The sequence below is a fragment of the Clostridium vincentii genome (assembly GCF_002995745.1).
GTDB lineage: Bacteria > Bacillota > Clostridia > Clostridiales > Clostridiaceae > Clostridium > Clostridium vincentii.
In genome coordinates this window covers 1-23953 of sequence record NZ_PVXQ01000011.1, presented here as the reverse complement: position 1 = coordinate 23953, position 23953 = coordinate 1, and the positions used below count along the sequence as shown (strand labels likewise).

The following is a 23953-nucleotide window of genomic DNA, read 5'->3' as shown; positions in this document are numbered from 1 at the left end:
GTAAAAGGAGTGATGGTTTTGAAAAAATTTATTGGTAAATTATTTGCATTATATATGTGTTTATTTTCTTTAATATTACTTTTATCCTGTAATACTAGTTCTATAAAAACTTCAGAATCTAGTTCTGTTCTAACAGAACCAACTGTAGCAAATGAGGCAAAGGAATGTTCAATTGTAGCTGCAGGTGACCTTGTTATGCATATGCCTGTAGTGGACTCTGTTTATGATAGTACTACAGAAACCTATAATTTTGATTCTATTTTATATAATGTTAAAGATTATATAACAAACTCAGATTTAGCTATATGTAATTCTGAGACATCTTACCTTGCAGATCAATCGAGCTTTACTGGATATCCCTGCTTTAGTAGCCCTACAGCTCTATTGCCATCACTAAAGAATAGTGGATTTGATGTTTTAGCATCTGCCCATAATCATACATTAGATCAGGGTGTTGAGGGCTTTAATTCCACATTTAATGCCCTTAAATCTAATGACTTTGATGTATTAGGCATAAAAAATAATGCTATTGATAAAAATTATATTATTAAGGATCTTAATGGTATAAAGGTCGGAATAACTGATTATACTTACTCAGAAACAGATAACCTTGGTAATAAAATGTTAAATGGCATCCCTATTCCAAGCGAATTAGAAGGAAAGATTAATGCTTTTGACTTTAGTACCCTTGAGAAGGATCTACAAAATATGAACTCAACTCTAGAAGCTATGAAAAATGATGGAGCTGAATTTACTATTTTTTATATTCACTGGGGAAATGAATATGAATCATTACCGAGTTCTGATCAAGAACACTTAGCTAGTGTATTGAATTCTTATGGGCTTGATGTAATTATTGGTAGTCATCCTCATGTTGTACAGCCTATTAGAACCATTACTAATGAGGTTTCCGGGAAGAAAACATTAGTATGCTATTCCTTAGGAAATTTTATTTCTAATCAAAGCCAAGAGACAATAGGAAATATTCGTTCAGAGGATGGTCTTATGGTAAAGCTTAATATTTATAAAGATAGTAATAACAATGTATCTTTAAAGTCCCATGAAACTAAACCAACCTGGGTATATAAATATATAGATACTAATGGAAAACTTTGTTACACGATACTCTCTCTTGAAGAATTGCTTGAAACTGAGGAAGGTAAAGATTATGGACAAGAAGTCTTTAATAAAGCACAAAATTCCTATAGTTCTACAGAAGCTACCATTAATTCTTAATTAAATCTAAACAAGAGAAATTTATATTATAAACAAGGAGCCACTATCTCTTTTATGATTATTAGCTCCTTAGTTTAATTATAAATGCTTTGTTTTAAACGATGACCTCACTTGATTTGTACTCACCTTTCCATAAGCGTTATAAGCCATTACAACTATCACATAATCAGTATCTGCTTTTAATTGATTAAATTGTTGAACTAAACAATCTTCTCTTGGTAAAATATAAAATTCAGACCATACTTTAAAGCTATCGAATATCTCTCCTGTCTTTTTATCTATAAAATCAAACTTATAGGAATGTACAATATCATCTAACCACTCATCTGCCCTATCATTGACCTTAGCTTGATTAAGCGTAACTACACAACTATCACTTTTTATTTTATTAATTATAACCTTTGCATTCTCTTCAAAGTAGGGTGCAATGCTTTTTTGTGCTCTGGACTCAACATACTTAAATTTATTTTTGCCTTCTGCAGTATTAATTATCCAATCTTTGCCTATATATTCTCCTGATGATAAATCCAATTTTCTTATCTGTACAGCTGCTCCAGCAACCTCTATAACCATCATCTGACATGCCCTATTTGCTTTTGGAGGAATTGTTCCATACATCATCCCAGTCTCTAATTCAAAATAACTTGTAGTTGAAGTATTTATTGAAGTAAACGCTTTTTGATATATGCTCTTTGGATTATTTAATGGATAATGTGAATGCCCTGAAAATTGTATAACCTGGGGATAATTATTAAATATTTTTTCAAAATCTTCTGTATACCACTGATCTGTCCCATATGCAGTATTTTTAATTCCATGATGGATAAATACAAATATAGGTTTATCGCCATCCTCTAAGATAGCATGTTCTAACTGTTCTTTCATCCAAATTTCATCTAAATTATATCTACTACCACCATAAGTATCTTCACTTAATCGAGGACTTACGGTAATAAAATGGTACCCATTAATAGTTATATTTTCCCTTGGATTCCTTCCTGTAACTGAGCTGAACTTTGAAGGTGTATTCTGTTCATGATTACCCATTGAAGCAATTAATATAGTTTCCTCTTTCTTATTTTTATCCAATATTCTTTTAAAGGCATTATATTCTTTTTCACTACCACCATCTGTTAAATCTCCTACAATAGCTATAGCATCCATGTTAGAATCTAAATTATACATTGTAGAAAATACGTTTTTAAGTTTTCTTTTTTCAAGACACTTATTTGGAGCAATATGAATGTCACTTACTACTACAAATCTAAGATTTTTCCTCCTATGTAAAGATACAAATTGATTACTGTCCATTAAATGTATAAATACATTTGATTTTTCTACAACTTTAGAGACTTTTGCAATAATTAAAGAAATTAATTTATTTTTTATTTGGATTTTCATTACCTTTCCCTCCTATTTTGCAAATTTCATACTTCTATAATAATATGCTTATTAAAAAAGAAAAGTATCTCAAAAGAAAAAGAGTTAATGTTCCTTAGTTAGAACATTAACTCTTTTAGTATTATTATTGTAAATTAGTATATCCCATTAAGTATGAATCTACTTCCCTTGCAACTTCTCGACCTTCTCTAATTGCCCAAACAACTAGTGATTGCCCTCTGTGCATATCTCCTGCTACAAATACCTTTTCGACAGTTGTAGCATATTTATCCTCTTCCGTAATTACATTTGAACGCTGATTTACTTCTATATTGAAAGCCTTAGTAACATAACTTTCACTTCCTAAGAATCCAGCAGCAATTAATACTAAATCAACTTCTACTTCATATTCTGATCCTGGAATCTCTACCATTGACATTCTTCCAGATTCTTCATCACGTTTACTTGTAAGTTTAACAATTTTAGCTTTAATTAATGTTCCTGCCTCATCACTTATAAATTCCTTTACTGTTGTTTCATAAGATCTAGGATCTTCACCAAATATTTCCTTAGCTTCTTCTTGACCATAATCAGTCTTAGAAACTTTAGGCCATTCTGGCCAAGGATTATTTTGTGCTCTCTCGTCTGGAGGCTTAGGCATCATTTCTAATTGAATAATAGATGTTGCGCCATGTCTAACTGATGTACCAACACAATCATTTCCTGTATCACCACCACCAATAACGATGACTTTTTTATCCTTAGCAGATATATACTCACCATCTTCTAAATTAGAATTTAAAAGACTTTTTGTTGTAGCCTTTAAAAAATCTACTGCAAAGTAAATTCCTTTAGCTTCTCTTCCTGGGGACTTAATATCTCGTGGAGTAGATGCTCCGCAAGCTAGTATTACACTATCATATTCTCTCATAAGTTTAGAAGCTTTATAGTTAGTACCAATATTAGTATTAGTTACAAACTCAACTCCCTCTGCTTTCATAATATCAACCTTACGGTCTATTACATGTTTCTCAAGCTTCATATTTGGAATACCATACATAAGAAGTCCACCAATACGGTCTTCTCTTTCATATACAGTTACTTGATGTCCACGTTTATTCAACTGGTCTGCAGCAGCAAGTCCAGAAGGCCCTGATCCTACTATTGCAATTTTTTTACCAGTTCTAACCTTTGGTGCTGCTACCTTCACAAATCCATTTAAATATGCCTCTTCAATAATTGCCATTTCATTATCTTTTATTGAAACTGATATACCATTAAGTCCACATGTACATCCTGCCTCGCAAGGAGCAGGACATACCCTACCTGTAAACTCAGGAAAATTATTAGTTTTTAATAACCTATTATATGCTTGTTCCCAATTACCATTAAAAATCAAGTCATTCCATTCTGGTATTAAATTATTTATCGGGCAACCTGTTGTTGCTCCATTTAAAACAATTCCTGATTGACAAAAAGGCACTCCACACTCCATACAACGTGCTCCTTGAGTCTCTTGTCTTTCCTTAGATAAGGGTATGTGAAATTCATTAAAATCTTTTATTCTTTTTCTTGGCTTTATTGCTTTACTATTTTCACGGTCAAATTCTAAAAAACCTGTTGGTTTTCCCATAGTTTCTTCCTCCCCTATTTCCTTGTATTAGCATAGAATGCTTCAATTTGTGCTTGCTCACTACTTAATCCTTTTTCTTCCATTTGGACAATTGCCATAAGCATACGCTTGTAGTCATGTGGTAAAATCTTCTTAAACTTTGGTAAATATTCTTCAAAATTATCTAGAATCTTTTTACCCTTTACTGAATTAGTATTTTTCACATGATCTTCAATTATTCTTTTTAATTCTAATACATCATATTTTGAAGTAACAGCTTCTGAAGAAACAAGTTCCTTATTTAGCCTCATATATAAATCTTTATTTTCATCAATTACGTAAGCAATTCCTCCGCTCATACCTGCTGCAAAGTTTTTGCCTGTTTTACCAAGTACAACAACACAACCACCAGTCATGTATTCACAGCCATGTTCACCAACTCCCTCTACTACTGCTGTAGCTCCAGAGTTACGAACACAGAATCTTTCTCCAGCAATACCATTGATATAAGCTTTACCACTAGTTGCGCCATACAATGCAACATTACCAATAATTATATTCTCATCTTGTTTAAATTTTACATTCTTTGGAGGATAAACAATAAGCTTACCACCAGATAATCCCTTACCGAAATAGTCATTACTATCTCCTACAAGTTCAAGAGTTAATCCATTAGGAATAAATGCTCCAAAGCTTTGCCCACCGCTACCATTACACTTAACAGTAAACGTATCATCCTCTAGCGTGTCATTATAACGTTTTGTAATTTCAGCCCCAAAAATTGTTCCAAGAGTACGATCCACATTAGATACATCTATCTCTATAGTTTTCTTTTGCTTGTTTTGAAGAGCTGATTTCAATTTTTTAAGTAATATTCTTTCATCTACTGTATTTTCTAATTTAAAATCATATATTTGTTTTTCATTATAATCAACGCCGTATTCTTCTCCTGCGTAAGGATTATTTAATATTCTTGAAAGATCAACAGTTCTAGCTCTTCTTCCAGAGATATCATCCTTTTGTTTTAAAAGGTCTGTTCTACCAACTAGTTGATCAACTTTACGTATACCAAACTTTGCCATGTACTCTCTAAGTTCTTCAGCAACAAACTGCATAAAGTTCATTACATATTCTGGCTTACCACTAAACCTTTTTCTAAGTTCTGGATTTTGTGTTGCTATACCTACTGGACATGTATCAAGATTACATACACGCATCATTACACAACCTAATGTAACAAGAGGTGCTGTTGCAAATCCAAATTCTTCTGCTCCAAGAAGGGCTGCAATTGCAACATCTCTACCACTCATAAGCTTACCATCTGTTTCTATAACAACCTTTGATCTTAAATCATTCATAATTAAATTCTGATGAGTTTCTGCAAGTCCAAGTTCCCAAGGAAGTCCTGCGTTATAGATTGAGTTTCTAGGTGCTGCACCCGTACCTCCATCAAAACCTGAAACTAAAATTACTTGTGCACCAGCCTTTGCAACACCAGCTGCAACAGTACCTACACCAGCTTCTGATACTAACTTAACAGATATTCTAGCATTCTTATTTGCATTTTTGCAGTCATATATCAACTGCGCTAAATCTTCTATTGAATAAATATCATGATGAGGTGGTGGAGATATTAATCCAACACCAGGAGTTGAGTATCTAGTTTTTGCAATCCATGGATATACTTTACCAGCTGGTAGTTGCCCACCTTCTCCTGGTTTAGCTCCTTGTGCCATTTTGATTTGAATTTCCTTTGCACTTACTAAATATCTAGAAGTAACACCAAATCTTCCTGATGCAACCTGTTTAATTGCAGAGCATTTATTAAGTCCATCAGGTCCAACTGTTAATCTGTCTAAGCTTTCTCCACCTTCACCACTATTTGACTTACCTTGAAGTTTATTCATGGCTATAGCCATAGTTTCATGAGCTTCCTTGGATATAGATCCATAAGACATTGCTCCAGTTTTAAAACGCTTAACTATTGATTCAACACTTTCTACTTCATCTATTGAGATACCTTCCTCTGGATAATTAAAGTCTAATAATCCTCTAATATTAACAGCATCAGTCTCACCTTTTATTAATGAAGTATATTCTTTAAATAAATTATAATCTTTATTTCTAGCTGCTTGTTGTAATAGGTGAATTGTCTTTGGATTATATAAATGTTCTTCTTGTCCTGAACGAGCTTTATGACTTCCTACACTATCAAGAGTTAAATCTACGTTAAGTCCTAATGGATCGAAAGCTTTAGCATGAAGTTCGTTTATATCTATTTCAATATCTTTAAGGCTAATTCCCTCTACTCTACTTACTGTGTTAGTAAAATACTTATTAATAACCTCTATATTAATACCAATTGCTTCAAATATTTGTGACCCTTGATAAGATTGAATTGTTGAAATACCCATCTTAGATGCAATTTTAACAATTCCCTTGAGTATTGCCTTATTATAATCATTTACAGCTGCATAATAATCTTTATCAAGAATTTTATTATCTATTAACTCTTTAATACTATCTTGAGCTAAATATGGATTAATAGCACAAGCACCATAACCTAATAAAGCTGCAAAGTGATGTACTTCTCTTGGTTCTCCACTTTCAAGTATCATAGCTAATGAAGTTCTCTTCTTTGTTTTTACCAAATGTTGTTGAAGAGCTGATACTGCAAGTAAAGATGGTATTGCCACATGATTTTCATCCACTCCACGGTCAGAAAGAATTATAATATTAACTCCATCTCTATATGCTCTATCTGTTTCAAGGAAAAGATGCTCTATGGCACGTTCTAAAGAAGTATTCTTATAATATATAATTGAAATTTCTTTTACCTTAAAGCCATCTACCTTCATTGTCTTAATCTTAAGCAAATCTGTACTAGTAAGTATTGGGTTATCTACCTTAAGTACTCTACAATTAACGGCTTCTTCTTCTAATATATTACCATCTTCCCCTATATATACAGAAGTTGAAGTTACAATTTCTTCTCTAATTGCATCTATTGGTGGATTTGTTACTTGTGCAAAAAGTTGTTTAAAATAATTAAATAGCGGCTGATTCTTATTAGATAATACTGCTATAGGACTATCTGCACCCATCGCTGAAATACCCTCTGCTCCAGTTCTAGCCATTGTAAGAATTGAAGTTGAAACATCTTCATAAGTATAACCAAAAGACTTTTGAAGCATTGCGCTCTCTTCTTTTGTATACTCCTTGACCTTTTTATTTGGAATACTAAGATCCTTAAGCCTTAATAAATTACTATCAATCCATTCTCCATAAGGTTGCTTGCTTGTATAACGTTCTTTTAAGTCTTCATCATCAATAAGTTTACCTTGTACTGTATCAACAAGCAGCATTTTACCAGGTCTTAATCTATCCTTCACAATAATTTTAGAAGGATCAATATCTAAAACACCAACTTCTGAAGAAAGAATTAGATAATCGTCATCTGTAATATAATAACGAGAAGGTCTTAATCCATTACGGTCTAATACTGCTCCCATAATATCTCCATCACTAAATAATATTGATGCTGGTCCATCCCATGGTTCCATCATTGTTTCGTAATATTGATAAAAATCCTTTTTGCTTTGTTTTATGTTATTATCCTTACTCCAAGGTTCTGGTATTGTAATCATAACAGCAAGAGGTAAATCCATACCGCTCATTACTAAAAATTCAAGAGCATTATCAAGCATAGAAGAGTCAGACCCTTGTTGATTTACAACAGGGAGAACCTTATGCATTTCATCCTTTAAATACTTAGATGACATATTCTCTTCTCGGGCAAGCATCTTATCAACATTACCACGAATAGTGTTAATTTCACCATTATGCACTATAAATCTGTTTGGATGTGCTCTTTGCCAACTTGGATTTGTATTAGTACTAAAACGTGAATGAACCATAGCAATAGCTGATTCATATTCTGGATTTTGTAAGTCTTCAAAGAATAAGCGTAATTGTCCTACTAAAAACATTCCCTTATAAACAATTGTACGACTTGATATAGATACAACATAAGTGTTATCGTTACTTTGTTCAAAAACTCTACGTACTACATAAAGTCTACGATCAAAATCTAATCCTCTTTTAATATCCTTTGGTCTCTTTAAAAATCCTTGCATAATACAAGGCATGCATTCAACTGCTTTATCACCTAAAACGCAAGCTTTTGTTGGTACTTCTCTCCAGCCTAAAAATTCTAAGCCTTCTTTCTCTACTATTATCTCAAACATTTTTTTCGCTTGATTTCTCGCTAATTCATCTTGAGGGAAGAAAAACATTCCTATTCCATAATCTCTATCTTCACCTAGAGCTATTCCTAAAGATTTTACTGCATTAGAAAAGAACTTGTGAGATATTTGTAATAGTATTCCAACTCCATCTCCAGTTTTCCCTTCAGCGTCTTTACCAGCCCTATGTTCTAAATTTTCTACTATTTTTAAGGCATTAGCTACAGTTTCATGAGTTTTTATCCCTTTAATGTTTACTATAGCTCCTATTCCACAATTATCGTGTTCAAATCTTGGATTGTACATTCCTAAATTTTCACTATTCTTAACATTCTTATCTCTCATATACATTATCCTTTCTTATGTCGTTTATAATAAATATACTGTATTTTTTATAATATGTAAATATACTGTCTTTTCTATTATATTAAAATATTCTGTTTAAATCAATGTTATTTTAATATTTATTGAACTATTGCTTCTAATTTACATGAATTAAGGTAAAAAAATAGCAACAAGATTTTATCTTGTTGCTAATTTTTTCTACCTTAATTCGGCACCTATTTTATTCTCTAAGCTTTTTAATATCTTATCATGAACCTTATTTACATCATTATCAGTTAATGATTTTTTCGGATCTCTATAAACTATAGCATAAGCTATACTTTTCTTACCCTCTGCTATTTGAGTTCCCTTATATATGTCAAATAATCTTATTCTTTCAACTAATGCTCCACCTGCTTTTTTGATAGTTTCTTCAATATCCTGAGCAAGAACACTATCATCAACTAATACTGCTATATCACGTGTTGCAGCTGGGAACTTAGGAATTGGAGTATAAGGTTTTTTAGTATCTGCAGCTAAGTACAATAAATCTAAATCAAGTTCTGCTACATAACATTCTTTATCTACTCCATAAACTTCTTGAACATCTGGATGTATTTCTCCAAAGATCCCCACACTCTTCCCTCTTAATTGAACAGAAGCAGTTTTTCCTGGATGAAATGTCGGATTTAGGCTTTCTCTAAGGAATTTACCCTTTGTAATTCCAAGTCTATCCAATACATTTTCAACTATACCCTTTAAATCTAAGAAATCATATTCTCCATATATTCCAATAGTTAAAATATTTCTTTCTATAGGCAGTTTACTTTCATCTTCCTGCTTTATATATACCTTACCTATTTCAAAAAGAGCGGCATACTCGTTATTCCTAGAGTAATTTCTTCCTAATGATTCCATTATAGATGGCAAAGTAGAAGTTCTCATTACTGAAAAGTCTTCCCCTAATGGATTCTTTATTTTAATTACATTTCTTAATTCTGAATCCTGTTCCACTTTAATCTTATCGAATACCTTAGGGGATACAAATGAATAGGAAATTGATTGATTTAATCCTGAAGCTATTAATGAATCAATAACTACTTCTCTTAAAATATCATTCTTATGCTTATTTTCCCTTAAAGGAGTTACATCAAATACTGTAGTTGGAATCTTATCATATCCAAAAATTCTAGCTACTTCTTCTGCTATATCTTGCTTGATTTTAATATCCACTCTGAAAGTTGGTACAGTTATTTCTAAGTTATCTTCATTTATTTCTGTTTTTAAATCTAAAGAGTCTAAAGCTTTCTTCATTTCTTCCTTAGTTATTTCTGTGCCTAAAAAAGTATTAATCCAGCTTGAAGATACTGTTATATATGAAATTTCTTTTACTGAAGGATATTCATCAACAGTGCCTTCCATAACGTCTCCGACACCTAATTCACATACTAAAGCACAAGCTCTGTCTAACGCAACTAAGGCAAGATTTGGGTCTATATCCTTTTCAAATCTTAAAGAAGCTTCTGTTCTAATACCTAATGTCTTTGAATTCACTCTAATATTAGTTCCATTAAAGTTAGCACATTCAAATATAACTGCACTAGTATCATCTTGAATTTCAGAGTTTAACCCACCCATAATACCAGCTAATGCTACTGTTCTATCTCCATCTTTAATACAAAGAAAATTTGAATTAAGTTCTCTTTCTGTCTCATCAAGAGTTGTAAACTTTTCTCCATCTTTTGCTCTCTCAATTACTATTTTCCCTTCAGTTAATTCCCTACCATCAAAGGCATGCATTGGCTCACCTATTTCAAGCATTACAAAATTAGTAATATCCACTATATTATTAATTGGTCTAACACCGGCTTCTAATAATCTTTCTTGCATCCAACCTGGCGATGGAGCTATCTTAACATTTTTAACGCCTCTAGCCATATATCTTCTGCAAAGATCACTCTTTATTTCTACCTTTAATTCATCATTAATATTCTTAGAACATTTAGCCTCAAAAGAAATATTCGGCATCCTATATTCAGTATCAAGAGCTGCAGCTGTTTCTCTTGCCATACCAACCATGCTTAGGCAATCAGGCCTGTTAGATGTAATCTCAAAATCTAAAATTGCCTTGTTTAGTCCTAAATAAGCTTTTATATCCTTACCAATTGGAGCATCAGAAGGCAATATCATAAGACCATGTACTGGTTCGTCTCCTGCAATTCCAAGTTCCTCTTCAGAACAGAACATACCATTAGATAAAAGGCCTCTCATCTTACCCTTCTTAATTTCTGTCCCATCTGAAATTATAGATTTATGAAGAGCAGCAGGAACCTTATCCCCTTCTTTCATATTATCTGCAGCCGTAACTATTTGAATTATCTCGTCTCCAATATTCACTTGACAAACCTGTAATCTATCAGCATCTGGGTGTTTTTCGATTTTTTCAATTTGGCATACTACTATATTTTTAATGTTATCTCCTTGAATTTCAATTTCCTCAAGCTGAGAACCTGTTAAAGTAAGTATATCTCCTAGCTCCTTAGCCTCTACATTTATATCAACATAATCTTTTATCCAATTAAATGGTATTTTCATTTTGTATCCTCCTTTAGAATTGATTTAAGAATCTCATGTCACTTTCATATAATAATCTGATATCATCAAGATCATAGCTAAGCATAACCATTCTATCAACACCAAATCCGAAAGCAAATCCGCTATATACTTCTGGGTCTAAACCACAATTTTTAAGTACATCTGGGTGAACCATACCACAGCCTAATAATTCTATCCAACCTGATCCCTTACAAACATTACAGCCTTTTCCACCACAGACAAAACATGTAGCATCCATTTCAGCTGAAGGTTCTGTAAAAGGAAAATGATGTGGCCTAAATTTAGTTTTAACCTTATCTCCAAGCATTTTCTTTGCAAATAATTCAAGTGTTCCTTTAAGATCTGCAAAAGTTACTCCTTTATCAACTACAAGCCCTTCCATTTGATAAAAAATTGGAGAGTGAGTTGGATCCACAGAATCCGCTCTATAAACCTTTCCTGGTGAAATCATCTTTATTGGAGGTTCTTGCTTCTCCATAACTCTAACCTGCACTGGTGAAGTTTGAGTTCTTAAAACTATATTATCATTAATATAGAAGGTATCTTGTTCACTCCGAGCAGGGTGATTCTTTGGAATATTTAAAGCTTCAAAATTATAATAGTCAAGTTCCACTTCTGGTCCATCTTCGATAGTAAATCCCATAGATATAAAAATATCCTTCATTCTTTCTACTGTTAACTCTAATGGATGTCTCTTACCAATAATTTGTTTTTTACCTGGAAGAGTAATATCTATAACTTCCTTCTTAAGTTTTTCATTCTTTTGTAATTCCTTTATTTCCTTGGAAATAGTTTCCAATTTAGCCTCTACTATTTTTTTTACATCATTAACCATCTTGCCGACAATAGGTCTCTCTTCATTAGATAACCCCCCCATACTCTTTAAGATAGTAGTAAGCTCGCCCTTTTTCCCTAAGTACTTAACTCTAATATCTTGAATTGCTGTAATATCTTTAGCTTCTTCAATTACTTTTAAAGCTATTTCTTGAATTTCCATTAACTTTTTTTGCATTTCTATTCTCCTTTCTAATGCCATAAAATTTTCTACATAAAAAAAACATCCCTCTATAAAAAGGGACGAATTATCCGCGTTACCACCCTAATTGGTATTACCACAACAGTAAAAACCCAACTCTAATTAAAATAACGGTTTCCCGCTAGCCATTACTATTATTTCATAGCTAGAACTCCTGAGGGAATTTCAATATAACTCTCCTTAAAAAGGCTTCCAGTCTAAGACCCTTTCTCCCTTGAAGATTTATTATACCTACTTACTCATTCACAGTTTATAAATATTCTATTACTTTTCTAAGTATACAAATATTTCTCTAAGAATTCAACTGATTTTGTCTAACTTTTTCATACAATATGATAGATGTGGCAATCGCAACATTTAACGACTCTGCTCCACCTGGCATTGGAACCTTAACTTTCTTGTTAGAAAGCTTATATATTTCTTCACTGACGCCGTTACCTTCATTCCCTACAGATATTATAATATTACCACTTAAATCCTCTTGAAAGAAATTTCTATCCCCTGCAAGGGAAGTTGCAAGTAATGAAAACCCTTTATCTATAAGTTCCTTAATAAGTGTATTATTTTCATCATCAACTATTATAGGTATATGAAATAACGACCCCATAGTAGCTCTAATGGTCTTATCATTATATACATCCACCGTACCTCTAGTTAATATAATTCCATCAACCCCTGCTGCATGCGCAGTTCTTATTATAGTTCCTAAATTACCTGGATCTTGTATTTTATCACATAACAAATAGAAGCTGCCTTTAAATCCAATATCCAATGTATTCATTTCTACCACCGCCACTATACCTTGTGGTGTTTCTGTAAAACATAAATCATTTAGCAATCTATCACTTAATTTATACATTTGGATATCTTCTTTTATATAATCCCCTAAATAGGATTGAAGTTTTTCTTCACCTTCACTGTTAAGGAATATATATTCGATAGAAAGATTAGCTTTAAAAGCCTCTGAAATAAGCCTAAATCCCTCTATTATATACTTACAACTTTTATTCCTTCCTTTTCTATCTTTAAGTTTTTTGGTTTCTTTGTATAATTTATTTTCCTTGCTTTCAATTAAAACCAAAATGAACACCTCAATTATTTCAATTTAACTATCATACCTTCAAGTTTCACTAAATCCTCTGACCCACCTACGGCAACCAAAACATCACCTTCATGAATCACTTCATCTGGCAAAGGTGAGATATTAATATCCTTATTATTGTTTTTTATTGCCATTACATTGATACCATACTTACTTCTTAACTTAAGAGTCATTATAGTTTTGCCTAGCCATTCACGTGGAGCCTTTATTTCTATAATACTGTAATCTGTTGATAATTCAATATAATCAAGAATACTAGATGAAGATATATTATGAGCTACTCTAACTCCCATATCCTTTTCTGGTAAAATAACTCTATCAGCACCTATTTTTTTTAATACCTTGGCATGAAGGTCATTATTTGCTTTAGCAACAATATGATTTATGCCTAATTCTTTAACTAATAATGTCGCCATTATACTTGATTGAATATTCCCACCTATAGTAATTATAGCTACATCAAAATTTCTAATGCCTAAAGTTCTAAGTGCCCCTTCATCTGTAGCATCCATTTGAACCGCATGAGTTACACTATCTGACATATCTTGAACTAAGTCTTCATCCTTATCTATAACTAATACATCATTTCCTAAGGAATATAAAGTCTGTGCAACAGATGATCCAAACCTCCCAAGACCTATAACTACATATTGTTTATTAGCCATATATATTCAACTCCTACCCTATTAATATCTTTCCTTCTGGATATTTATATCCGTTACGCTTTTTATTATGCGCTAAGGCTAATAATACCGTAAGTGGTCCTACTCTACCACAGTACATAGTAATCATTATAATTATTTTGCCAATAGAACTCAATCTTTGTGTCACTCCTGTTGATAAACCAACGGTACCAAAGGCTGAAGTTGCCTCATATAAAAGAGATAAGAAAGTCTCTCCGCTTTCTGTTATCGAAAGAATCATGGTTACAACCATTACCAAAGTAACCCCTATCATTAAAAGTGCGAAAGTTCTATATACTAATTCTTTAGAAAATCTTCTTCCAAAAGCCTCAGTATTTTCTCTGCCTCTAATTATACATATAACTGTGACTATAGCTATTCCAAGAGTTGTAGTTTTAATTCCACCAGCTGTAGAACCTGGAGATCCTCCTACAAACATTAATAATATAGTCATAAAAGCACCTGCTGTTGTCATCTTATCCGTTGAGATACTATTAAAACCTGCAGTTCTCGGAGTAACTGCTGCAAAAAACGAGTTTACTATTTTATCTCCAATTCTCATAGGACCTATAGTATTTGGATTTTTGTATTCTAATAAAAACATGACTAGAGTTCCACCAAAAATTAATATTGCAGTTACTAACAAAACTAACTTTCCGTGGGTGGATATTCTTCTAATCTTTTTATAATTATAGAGCTCTAAGATTACTGCAAATCCTAGTCCACCCACTATAATTAAAGCACTTAATGTTAATAATATAACCCAATTGCCAGCATAAGGAACGAGACTTACAAAGTTTCCATTCAAATCAAAACCGGCATTACAAAAGGCAGATACAGCATGAAACACACTAAAATAAATTCCTTTACCTATACCATGTTGCGGTATAAATTGTGTAGATAAAACTACTGCTCCTATGCACTGAATTAAAAGTGTAAATCCTACTACATATTGCACCATTTTAACCAATCCTTGAATATTGAAAGCATTCATGGATTCTTGCATTACTAAACGTTCTCTCAAGCTTATCTTTTTTCCAAACAATATAGCTGCGAAAGTTGCAATAGACATAAATCCTAAAGCACCCGTTTCTATTAATAACAGTATTACAACTTGCCCGAATGTACTCCAATGAGTCCATGTATCAAGGGTTACAAGTCCAGTTACGCATACTGCTGATGTAGAGGTGAAGAAAGAATCTAAAAAATTTGTGAATTCTCCACTAACCGAGGATATAGGAAGAGATAATAATATCCCGCCCATACATATTACCCCCAAAAAACCCAATGCCAAAATTCTCACTGCATTCATTTTATGTTTTTTTCTTTTATTCTCCATAATAATAGCTCCAATAATTATATTCTCTATACTTTATTTTTGTATGTTTAGTATATATTATTATTATATTTATTTCAACTATAAAAAAAAGCATACTTTATCTTGTAAAGCCTTATGTAACAAGGCATCTTAGCTACAAGACTCAGTATACTATTTGTGATTTTTTTATAAAATAAAATGCGCCCTAAGGTCGCATTTTATTTTATATATTAAGCGTTTATTTTTTTCTTAGCTAGATCTGCTAAATCAGCAAATGACTTTGGATCATTGATAGCTATTTCAGATAACATCTTTCTATTTATATCAATTTCAGCCAACTTCATACCATTCATAAATTTAGAGTATGTAATACCATTTATTCTTGCTGCTGCATTTATTCTAACTATCCATAGTCTTCTATAATCTCTCTTCTTTAATCTTCTTCCAATATAAGCATTTCTTAATGCTCTTATAACTGATTCATTAGCAGTTTTAAATAACTTGCTCTTCCCACCGTAGTATCCCTTTGCAAGCTTTAAAACTTTCTTATGATTTTTACGAGCATTGACCGCTCTTTTTACTCTTGCCATTGTTTAAACCTCCTAATCCATATCCTATAGGTATGGTAATAATTTCTTCATTATTTTTTCTTGAGTAGAATTAAGATATCCAGCTTTTCTAAGTTTTCTCTTTCTCTTTGGACTCTTCTTAGTTAGGATATGACTTCTGAAAGCCTTTGCTCTTTTTAATTTTCCTGAACCTGTCTTTCTGAATCTTTTTGCTGCACCTCTATGAGTTTTCATTTTTGGCATTTCTAAATTCCTCCTCTCTGTTTATACCTTCTTAGGGCCTACAATCATTGTCATATTTCTTCCTTCTCTTCTGGCTGATTTCTCTATTATGCATACATCTTCCAACTTAGAAGAGAATTTTTCAAGAATTCTTTGGCCTAAATAACCAAGTTCCATCTCTCTGCCTCTAAATCTGACAGTGATCTTAACTTTATCTCCATCCAATAGGAACTTTCTTGCATTCTTAGTTTTAATATCAATGTCATGTTCTTCTATTCTAAGACTTACTCTTATTTCTTTGACACTGACAATTTTTTGTTTTTTCTTAGCATCTTTATCTTTTTTTGCTTGCTCATATACGAATTTTCCTAAATCCATAATTTTACAAACAGGTGGTTTAGCTCCTGGTGATATCATAACTAGATCTAAGTCTGCTTCATCAGCCATCGCTTGAGCATCCCTAGTTGATATAACTCCTAGTGCACTTCCATCAGCTGCTATTGCTCTTATTTCTTTTTCTCTTATATCTTCATTAATTATAAATTTTTTGCTAATAGTTTTCACCTCCGAAAAATAAAAGTAATATTACATATAATAAAAGGACGGCATATTATGCCGTCCTATATTATCAACAAAATTATCGTGATAAATAACCATACTAACTGCCAATTGGCGTTGTAGGTGAGAAACGGCTGTTCCTTCTTAACTTAGTCTAGTATATCAATTAAAATTTCTACTGTCAATACTTATTTTATTATTATAGAAGTACAAAGTTCACATCCATCGCATATTGTAACTCTGCTTCCAAAAACACTTAATATTGTATCTATAAACTCCTTGTTTGCACATTCCTGCTTATTGTGAATAATAATATGATTTGGTGCATTTGTAATTAATCCACTTATTAAAATATCTTCAATATTTGCATCAACTCCCAATTTACATTCTGTTAAATCCTTTAAAAATAGACTGAATATATCTTCTCCATAACCATCATTAATAATATACCCACCTAATGGTTGAACAATTAAATTAACTTCTTCTATTTTGCTTTCCTGTATGTCAACAAAATATTTAAGTAGACCAATAAATTCTTTATATTCCTTTTCAACCATATATTTTTCTACTACTTTATCAATTACTTGTTCTATATCTTCCCTTAACTCTCTCATCCTAAATGTAATAAATCCATTTATATTAATTTTCTTATTTTCTTCTATACAACCTTTAATTTTTTCTATTATAGTATTAACTTTATTAGAACAATATATAAATATATTATCTTTAGGCATTCCGCCTAAGAGAAGAACATTCATAATTTTTTCTTCTACCTCTAATATTTCTTCCTGTTTCAAAAAAAAGTATGTATCCGTTAAAAACTGAAACATCTCTTTTTCTTTATACTCTTGAATAACTATATTATATAGAATATTGCTTATATACAAATTTATTCTAGTATAATTCTTTTCATTATCCCCTTCATCATCGCATACTACTTTTATTACATGCGTTATCCCGTCTAAACTTTCAACAATTCCTATAACTATATTTTTTTTCTTTAGAAGTGCCTTTAATTCTTGTAGCTCCCTAACAACGTCCAAGTCCCCTGAATAAGCCAATTCTTGTACAACCATGGGATTTTCACTTCCTTCCTAGTAATAGTATGTATAAAAATTTCAGCTATATGCAAAATTTATTTTTTATTCTTAATTCTCTTGCTTTTTATGTCTTTTAATAGTAGTTTATCTATATAAACTTTTGTTAGGAGTTTTTTATGATTTGTTTTATTGATTATAGAGCCACCGAGGAAGAAATAATTAATCTTATTAATTTAGGATGTGATCCTATTAAAGTACCAAAATGTTGTGATGTTTATGATGCAATAAATGGACACGTTGATATACAATTAAATATAATAGATAAATTAAATAAGCATATAATAGTTCAAAAACATATCCCTAAAGATTTTCTAAACATTTTAAAATTGAATGGAATTAAATATACCTTATCTAAAGAAGAACTAGGAAAATTTTATCCCAGCAATATAATGTTAAACGCACTTATATTAGAAAATTATTTTGTTCATAACTTAAATTATACTGATGAAAACTTAATTAAAAATCAAGGTTCCAAAATAAGTGTTAACGTTAATCAAGGTTATACTAAATGTTCAGTATTACCAATTGGAAATAATGCTATTATTACTAATGATAAAGGTATTTACAAAACTATGACAAAAGAAAATATGGATGTATTACTTATTCCTCCAGGTGATATTCTTCTTCCCTCATTAGATTATGGATTTATAGGCGGGACTGGTGGAATGATTTCTGAAAACAAACTTGCTCTTTTTGGGCAACTTGAACATTATTGTTTTGGAAATGATATATATAAATTTCTTTACAAATATGATATTGAAGCAATCCCCTTAAAACGTGGTAAACTAGTGGATAGAGGAAGCCTTCTCACCCTTTAGGCGCATGAAAAGAAATAACAGATCAAAGCTGCGATGTATATTTAGTGTCAAACAAGGCGGTAAGGTTCACTAATAATTAAGCTATGAGTGAACCTTGCCATCGCAGTATGACGCAAAATAGGCAAGCATACTAGTTTGTTGTTTTTTTGATTATGCCTTAATTCTATATATATTACGTGTTTAATATCTAAATTGTTCTACTTCTTATTTTTTTGAATAATTCTTTTTAAAACTTTGTATTTCCCTTAATATCTCTTCCTTTTCTTGATTGGTTACACCGCCTCTACCAAGACGATCACTTAGAAAAACTATAGAGAGTTCATTAATATCTGTCGACTTTAACATTCCTTCAACATCCGCATAGGGAAGTTTATTAATTATATATAATAAATGCATATGGTATCTTATTAATTTAGTGACTTTATTAATAAAAATTTCATCTTCGGTAAAATATTCAAGAAATCCCCTTCCATCCACTTCCCCAACTTTGTCATGATCATAGGAAACCCACCTACCTTTTTTTAATTTAGTAGCTTTCACTTTACCTATGTCATGAAGTAGAAGTGTCCACATAAGAGCTCTTTTATCTTCAACTTCATCCCTATGATTCGCGCCTTCATCTACTACCATCATAGTATGAACCCAAACATTCCCCTCAGGATGATGTTTAGGTGATTGCATAATCCCTTCAAGTTTTTTTAATCCTATATAAGGAATTTCATTAAAAAATCCGTCTTCTTTTAATTTTTCCAAGTATACTGAAGGTTTTTTATCTTGTAATAAATGATCTTCAATATTGGAAAAGAGATTGTTTTTTTGCAAATTTAATCACCTACCTAATAATCTTTACAACTGTATAACTGTATTGTTCCCAAAACAAATAAAAAAAATCCTGTGATAAGGCAAAACCTTATCACAGGATTTAAAGATTATTAAGCAAGATATGCTCTGTCAAAGTATATTTGACCCAATGGCGATACTCTTATATCTTTAACATTTTCAGCAACAGCCTTAACTTGAGTGTAATAGTATATTGGAAGTATTGGCATCTCTTCCATTAATATATCTTCTGCTTGCCTTAAGTAATCTGCTCTTTTTACAGAATCAGTTTCCATCATTGCCTCTTGAACCAATCCATCATAACTAGCATTTGCAAACTTAGCATTATTATTTCCTAAACCTGTTTGTAGTAGATCTAGGAAAGTCATTGGATCAACATAGTCTCCTATCCATCCATGTCTAGCAATTTCATAGTTACCACTTGACCTTGAATCTTGGAACACTGCCCATTCTTCATTTACTAAGTTAACTTTAACTCCAACTTCGCCCCACATTTGTTGTATTGCTTCAGCAACTAGTTTTTCATTTTCTTTTGTATTATATTTTAATTCGAATGTTGGAAGACCTTCTCCATTTGGATATCCAGCCTTAGCTAATAATGCCTTAGCACCTTCAACATCATATTTGTTTTCATCCCAGTAGTGCTTATCTGAAAATTCACTACCTTCTTCTCCTCCAGGAATTCCTGTTGCTACGAATGAGTATGCTGGTGTTTCCCCACCCTTAGTTACATTTTCAACTATACTTTTTCTATCAATAGCAAGATTAAGTGCATGTCTAAAGTCCTTATTTCCTAATGCTTCTTGAACTTCTGCATCTAATTTATCATTGTTATTTCCTACATTTAAACAATAGTAATATGTCCCAACTTGTGGAAATACTTGAACTAGCCCTTCTTCTTTCCCTGATGTTATTTCAGCCTTTGGAACTATGTCACTCATCTGAATTTCTTCATTTTTTACAGATGCATACGCTGAAGTCTCATCATTCATCATCTTGAAAGTCAACTTATCAAGCTTAACTTCATCAGAATCATAGTAATTATCATTTTTTACAAATATATATGAATCCTTCATATTGTATTCTTCTAATTTAAATGGACCATTAGATATGTAATCATCAGGTGATTGAGTCCAACTATCTGGATTCGCTGATACAATATCTTCTCTAACTGGCATTAATGTTGGAAAAGCTGTTAATTCTAAGAAGTAAGTTGTTGGCTTTGCTAATGTAACTTCTAGAGTCGCATCATCCACAGCCTTAATTCCAAGTTCTTCTGCCGAACCTTTTCCAGTATTAAATTCTTCTCCACCTTTAATATAATATAATTGAAAAGCATAATCTGATGCAGTTGTTGGATCTAGTACTCTTTGCCAAGCATAAGCAAAGTCCTTAGCAGTTACTGCTTCTCCGTCTGACCACTTAGCATCATCTCTTAAATGGAATGTATAAGTTAATTTATCTTCTGATATATCCCATGATTCAGCTACACCAGGGACTGCCTTATTATTCTCATCTGTTTTACAAAGGCCTTCAAAAGCATTTGCAATTACTGTAGAACCATCAACGGCATTATTTAGAGCTGGATCTATTGTTTTTACCTCCGCTCCTAAATTGTGAATCATTTCTTGCCCAGATTGAGTGTCACTTTTTCCACAAGCAACAAATGATGTTGTTGCTAGAGCAACCGTTAACATTGCTGCACAAATTTTTATACATTTATTTTTTTGCATTTTCATTCCTCCTAGTAAAATTTTATATAATTTGTTTATAACAAAAAATATCTTATAAATTATGACAGGCTACAAAATGTCCTTCTTCAACTTCTGTCATTATTGGATCATCTGTTCCACATACATCTGTAGCATATTTACACCTACTCTTAAATCTGCAACCAGCAGGGGGGTCTATAGGAGATGGGATATCTCCTTCTAATAATATTCTTTTACTATTCTTAGCTGCTCTAGGATCTGGTATTGGTACAGCGGATAATAACGCCTTTGTATAAGGATGCAACGGATTTGAATAAACGTCATCGCTTGGTCCCCTCTCTACTATTTTCCCTAAATACATTACTCCAATATGAGTTGAAATATGTTTTACCATAGATAGATCATGAGCTATAAATAAATAAGTCATTCCAAATTCCTCTTGAAGTTCTTCAAGCATATTTATAACCTGAGCTTGAATAGAAACATCAAGGGCTGATATCGGTTCATCACAAATAATTAATTCAGGTTCAACGGCAAGAGCTCTTGCAATACCAATTCTTTGTCTTTGACCTCCTGAAAATTCATGAGCGTATCTATTAATATTAGAACCATTAAGTCCTACTTTATCTAATAAAAATCTTATTCTCTCATCTCTAGCTTTTCCAGTATATAATTTATGAATGTCTATAGCTTCTCCAATAATGTCTCCAACAGTCATTCTTGGATTTAAAGAAGCGTAGGGATCTTGAAAAATCATCTGCATTTTTCTTCTTAATGGTATCATTTCTTTTTCACTTAATTTTGATATATCTTTTCCCTTAAAAATTATTTCTCCTGAAGTAGGATTATAAAGTTTAAGTACAGTCCTACCAGTAGTAGTCTTACCACAACCTGATTCTCCTACGAGTCCTAATGTCTCTCCCTTCCTTATTGTAAAGGAAACATCATCAACAGCTTTTATATGACTTTTTTTACTAAACATTCCTTTATTTCCAGGAAAGTATTTGCAAAGGTTTTTAACCTCCAATACTACTTCTTTTTCTGACATTATTCTTCCCCCCTTATTGGTGTATCAACCTTTGGTGCATTTTTATGACATAACCAACAAGCTGCTTTATGTCCCGTTTCTAAATCAAACAAAGGAGGTTGTTTTTCTATACATATTTTCATAGTATATTCGCATCTTTCTGCAAAAGGACACCCTACTGGTGGTTTAAATAAATCTGGGGGTTGCCCTTCAATCGGAATAAGTTTTTCCCTTAATTTGCTATTAGGATTAGGTATAGATTTTAACAAACCCCAAGTATACGGATGTCTTCCTCTATAAAAAATATCTTCGTCAGTTCCTTCTTCAACAATTATTCCACCATACATTACATATATTCTAGAGCATAAGTCTGCAACTACGCCTAAATCATGGGTTATTAATATAATTGCAGTATTTAATTTATCTTTAAGATCCTTCATTAAATCTAATATTTGTGCTTGAATTGTAACATCTAATGCTGTGGTTGGCTCATCTGCTATAATTAGATTTGGCTGACAAACCAAGCTCATGGCTATCATTGCTCTTTGCCTCATCCCACCTGAGAACTCATGTGGATATTGTTTTATTCTTTTTTCAGGACTTGGAATACCAACTAATTTAAGCATTCTAATTCCTTCTTCTATTGCTTCTTTTTTCTTCATTCCCTTGTGCTTAGTTAACGGTTCTATTAGCTGTGCTCCAATAGTTAGCACTGGATTTAAGGAAGTCATGGGATCTTGAAATATCATTCCAATCTTATTTCCTCTAATATTCTCCATCTCATTTTCAGGAATCTTAGAAATATCCTTTCCGTCAAACATTATTTCACCGTCAACTAATCTTCCGTTACTAGAAAGCAATCTCATTATACTCATCATACTTACTGATTTACCGCAACCTGATTCACCAACAATTCCTATTGCCTCACCTTTATTTAAATATAAATCTATTCCTCTAACAGCCTGCACTGTTCCTATATGTGTATCAAATGAGGTTTTAAGTCCTTTAACTTCTAATAATTTTTCCATTTTGATCTCCTTATTTATCTTTGATTCTTAGGATCTAAAGCTTCTGTAAGCCCATCCCCTAATAAGTTAAATGCTAATATGATAATGCTAATATGATAATGCTAATCGTAATAGCTGGGAAGAATAATTGATACGGATGTACGTATATTGCCTTCATTGCATCATTACATAACGTTCCTAAAGATGCTAGCGGAGCATTAATTCCAAGTCCTAAGAAGCTTAAAAAAGCTTCAGTAAAGATAGCTTGAGGAATTAGTAATGTTAAAGTTACTAATATAGAACTAATACAATTTGGTATTAGATGTCTAATTAATATTCTGAATTTTGATGCACCTAAAGCCTTTGCAGCTAATACAAAATCCTGTTCCTTAAGCTGAAGGATATCCCCTCTAACAATTCTAGCGTTAGAGTATAATTTTAGTAGGCAAAGGTAGCAAAAAAATAAAGGAGATGTAAAAACATCTCCCCAATACATAAATTATCCATTATAATTTTATTGCTAAGATAAAAAGAATGGAGTTGGATTTA

18 protein-coding genes, 1 pseudogene and 2 other annotated features are annotated in these 23953 nt (G+C 32.1%); of the genes and pseudogenes, 2 read left to right on the top strand and 17 right to left on the bottom strand.

Features of this window, described 5'->3' with window-relative positions; translation table 11 throughout:
• Positions 1-18 precede the first annotated feature (18 nt).
• Positions 19-1236: a CapA family protein gene (locus tag CLVI_RS06675; RefSeq protein ID WP_170065613.1), complete on the top strand. Its 1218-nt coding sequence runs from the start codon at positions 19-21 to the stop codon at positions 1234-1236.
• Positions 1237-1314: 78 nt separating this feature from the next.
• Here the strand turns inward: CLVI_RS06675 and CLVI_RS06670 are convergent, their stop codons facing one another.
• The 12 genes from CLVI_RS06670 to ytxC form a co-directional block, all read right to left on the bottom strand.
• Positions 1315-2637, bottom strand: a complete 1323-nt coding sequence (locus tag CLVI_RS06670; RefSeq protein ID WP_106059340.1) for a metallophosphoesterase family protein — start codon at positions 2635-2637, stop codon at positions 1315-1317.
• A 124-nt stretch (positions 2638-2761) separates the two neighbouring features.
• Positions 2762-4249 (bottom strand): glutamate synthase subunit beta, encoded by a 1488-nt coding sequence (locus CLVI_RS06665; protein ID WP_106059339.1) that lies wholly within the window; start codon positions 4247-4249, stop codon positions 2762-2764.
• 14 nt (positions 4250-4263) lie between these two features.
• Positions 4264-8817, bottom strand: coding sequence for a glutamate synthase large subunit (gene gltB / locus CLVI_RS06660; protein ID WP_106059338.1), 4554 nt, complete (start codon positions 8815-8817; stop codon positions 4264-4266).
• Positions 8818-9015: 198 nt separating this feature from the next.
• Positions 9016-11391 carry a phenylalanine--tRNA ligase subunit beta gene (pheT, locus tag CLVI_RS06655; protein WP_106059337.1) on the bottom strand — a complete coding sequence of 792 codons (2376 nt, stop codon included), beginning with the start codon at positions 11389-11391 and terminating at the stop codon, positions 9016-9018.
• Positions 11392-11404: 13 nt separating this feature from the next.
• Complete coding sequence (gene pheS / locus CLVI_RS06650) at positions 11405-12424, bottom strand: phenylalanine--tRNA ligase subunit alpha (RefSeq protein ID WP_106059336.1); 1020 nt, start codon at positions 12422-12424, stop codon at positions 11405-11407.
• 58 nt (positions 12425-12482) lie between these two features.
• Positions 12483-12704, bottom strand: a binding site (T-box leader).
• Positions 12705-12740: 36 nt separating this feature from the next.
• Positions 12741-13529 carry a TrmH family RNA methyltransferase gene (locus CLVI_RS06645; protein ID WP_106059335.1) on the bottom strand — a complete coding sequence of 263 codons (789 nt, stop codon included), beginning with the start codon at positions 13527-13529 and terminating at the stop codon, positions 12741-12743.
• 14 nt (positions 13530-13543) lie between these two features.
• Complete coding sequence (locus tag CLVI_RS06640; RefSeq protein WP_106059334.1) at positions 13544-14215, bottom strand: potassium channel family protein; 672 nt, start codon at positions 14213-14215, stop codon at positions 13544-13546.
• A 13-nt stretch (positions 14216-14228) separates the two neighbouring features.
• Entirely contained in the window at positions 14229-15572 is a 1344-nt protein-coding gene (locus tag CLVI_RS06635) for a TrkH family potassium uptake protein (RefSeq protein WP_106059333.1), read from the bottom strand.
• A gap of 209 nt (positions 15573-15781) precedes the next feature.
• Positions 15782-16141: a 50S ribosomal protein L20 gene (gene rplT, locus CLVI_RS06630; protein ID WP_106059332.1), complete on the bottom strand. Its 360-nt coding sequence runs from the start codon at positions 16139-16141 to the stop codon at positions 15782-15784.
• 24 nt (positions 16142-16165) lie between these two features.
• Positions 16166-16363, bottom strand: coding sequence for a 50S ribosomal protein L35 (gene rpmI / locus CLVI_RS06625; RefSeq protein ID WP_106059331.1), 198 nt, complete (start codon positions 16361-16363; stop codon positions 16166-16168).
• A 21-nt stretch (positions 16364-16384) separates the two neighbouring features.
• Positions 16385-16906 (bottom strand): translation initiation factor IF-3, encoded by a 522-nt coding sequence (gene infC, locus CLVI_RS06620; protein ID WP_106059330.1) that lies wholly within the window; start codon positions 16904-16906, stop codon positions 16385-16387.
• A 24-nt stretch (positions 16907-16930) separates the two neighbouring features.
• Positions 16931-17052, bottom strand: a sequence feature (ribosomal protein L20 leader region).
• A gap of 36 nt (positions 17053-17088) precedes the next feature.
• Entirely contained in the window at positions 17089-17976 is an 888-nt protein-coding gene (gene ytxC, locus CLVI_RS06615) for a putative sporulation protein YtxC (RefSeq protein WP_106059329.1), read from the bottom strand.
• A 140-nt stretch (positions 17977-18116) separates the two neighbouring features.
• Between ytxC and CLVI_RS06610 the strand changes: the two genes are divergently transcribed.
• Positions 18117-18818, top strand: coding sequence for a DUF6873 family GME fold protein (locus CLVI_RS06610; protein ID WP_106059328.1), 702 nt, complete (start codon positions 18117-18119; stop codon positions 18816-18818).
• A gap of 204 nt (positions 18819-19022) precedes the next feature.
• Here CLVI_RS06610 and CLVI_RS06605 read toward each other — a convergent pair whose 3' ends face one another.
• From CLVI_RS06605 to CLVI_RS06585, 5 genes and pseudogenes are all read right to left on the bottom strand, one after another.
• Positions 19023-19640: an HD domain-containing protein gene (locus CLVI_RS06605; protein WP_106059327.1), complete on the bottom strand. Its 618-nt coding sequence runs from the start codon at positions 19638-19640 to the stop codon at positions 19023-19025.
• 110 nt (positions 19641-19750) lie between these two features.
• Positions 19751-21391: a peptide ABC transporter substrate-binding protein gene (locus CLVI_RS06600; protein WP_106059326.1), complete on the bottom strand. Its 1641-nt coding sequence runs from the start codon at positions 21389-21391 to the stop codon at positions 19751-19753.
• A gap of 52 nt (positions 21392-21443) precedes the next feature.
• Positions 21444-22418, bottom strand: coding sequence for an ABC transporter ATP-binding protein (locus CLVI_RS06595; RefSeq protein WP_207655336.1), 975 nt, complete (start codon positions 22416-22418; stop codon positions 21444-21446).
• The gene (locus CLVI_RS06590) at positions 22418-23425 is read right to left on the bottom strand and encodes an ABC transporter ATP-binding protein (RefSeq protein ID WP_106059324.1); all 1008 of its coding nucleotides are present in this window, start codon (positions 23423-23425) and stop codon (positions 22418-22420) included. Before CLVI_RS06590 ends, CLVI_RS06595 begins: the two co-directional genes overlap by 1 nt.
• A gap of 14 nt (positions 23426-23439) precedes the next feature.
• Positions 23440-23834 (bottom strand): annotated as a pseudogene (locus CLVI_RS06585) (ABC transporter permease); the annotation flags it as partial.
• Between the last annotated feature and the right edge of the window lie 119 nt (positions 23835-23953).

What these genes read in the sequence shown, in the direction of transcription:
- ytxC (WP_106059329.1), bottom strand. Translation starts at nt 17,976, where the DNA reads ATGGTTGTACAAGAATTGGCTTATTCAGGGGACTTGGACGTTGTTAGG.
- CLVI_RS06610 (WP_106059328.1), top strand. Translation starts at nt 18,117, where the DNA reads ATGATTTGTTTTATTGATTATAGAGCCACCGAGGAAGAAATAATTAAT.
- CLVI_RS06670 (WP_106059340.1), bottom strand. Translation starts at nt 2,637, where the DNA reads ATGAAAATCCAAATAAAAAATAAATTAATTTCTTTAATTATTGCAAAA.
- pheS (WP_106059336.1), bottom strand. Translation starts at nt 12,424, where the DNA reads ATGCAAAAAAAGTTAATGGAAATTCAAGAAATAGCTTTAAAAGTAATT.
- rpmI (WP_106059331.1), bottom strand. Translation starts at nt 16,363, where the DNA reads ATGCCAAAAATGAAAACTCATAGAGGTGCAGCAAAAAGATTCAGAAAG.
- CLVI_RS06665 (WP_106059339.1), bottom strand. Translation starts at nt 4,249, where the DNA reads ATGGGAAAACCAACAGGTTTTTTAGAATTTGACCGTGAAAATAGTAAA.
- rplT (WP_106059332.1), bottom strand. Translation starts at nt 16,141, where the DNA reads ATGGCAAGAGTAAAAAGAGCGGTCAATGCTCGTAAAAATCATAAGAAA.
- gltB (WP_106059338.1), bottom strand. Translation starts at nt 8,817, where the DNA reads ATGAGAGATAAGAATGTTAAGAATAGTGAAAATTTAGGAATGTACAAT.
- CLVI_RS06595 (WP_207655336.1), bottom strand. Translation starts at nt 22,418, where the DNA reads ATGTCAGAAAAAGAAGTAGTATTGGAGGTTAAAAACCTTTGCAAATAC.
- CLVI_RS06640 (WP_106059334.1), bottom strand. Translation starts at nt 14,215, where the DNA reads ATGGCTAATAAACAATATGTAGTTATAGGTCTTGGGAGGTTTGGATCA.
- CLVI_RS06590 (WP_106059324.1), bottom strand. Translation starts at nt 23,425, where the DNA reads ATGGAAAAATTATTAGAAGTTAAAGGACTTAAAACCTCATTTGATACA.
- pheT (WP_106059337.1), bottom strand. Translation starts at nt 11,391, where the DNA reads ATGAAAATACCATTTAATTGGATAAAAGATTATGTTGATATAAATGTA.
- CLVI_RS06600 (WP_106059326.1), bottom strand. Translation starts at nt 21,391, where the DNA reads ATGCAAAAAAATAAATGTATAAAAATTTGTGCAGCAATGTTAACGGTT.
- CLVI_RS06635 (WP_106059333.1), bottom strand. Translation starts at nt 15,572, where the DNA reads ATGGAGAATAAAAGAAAAAAACATAAAATGAATGCAGTGAGAATTTTG.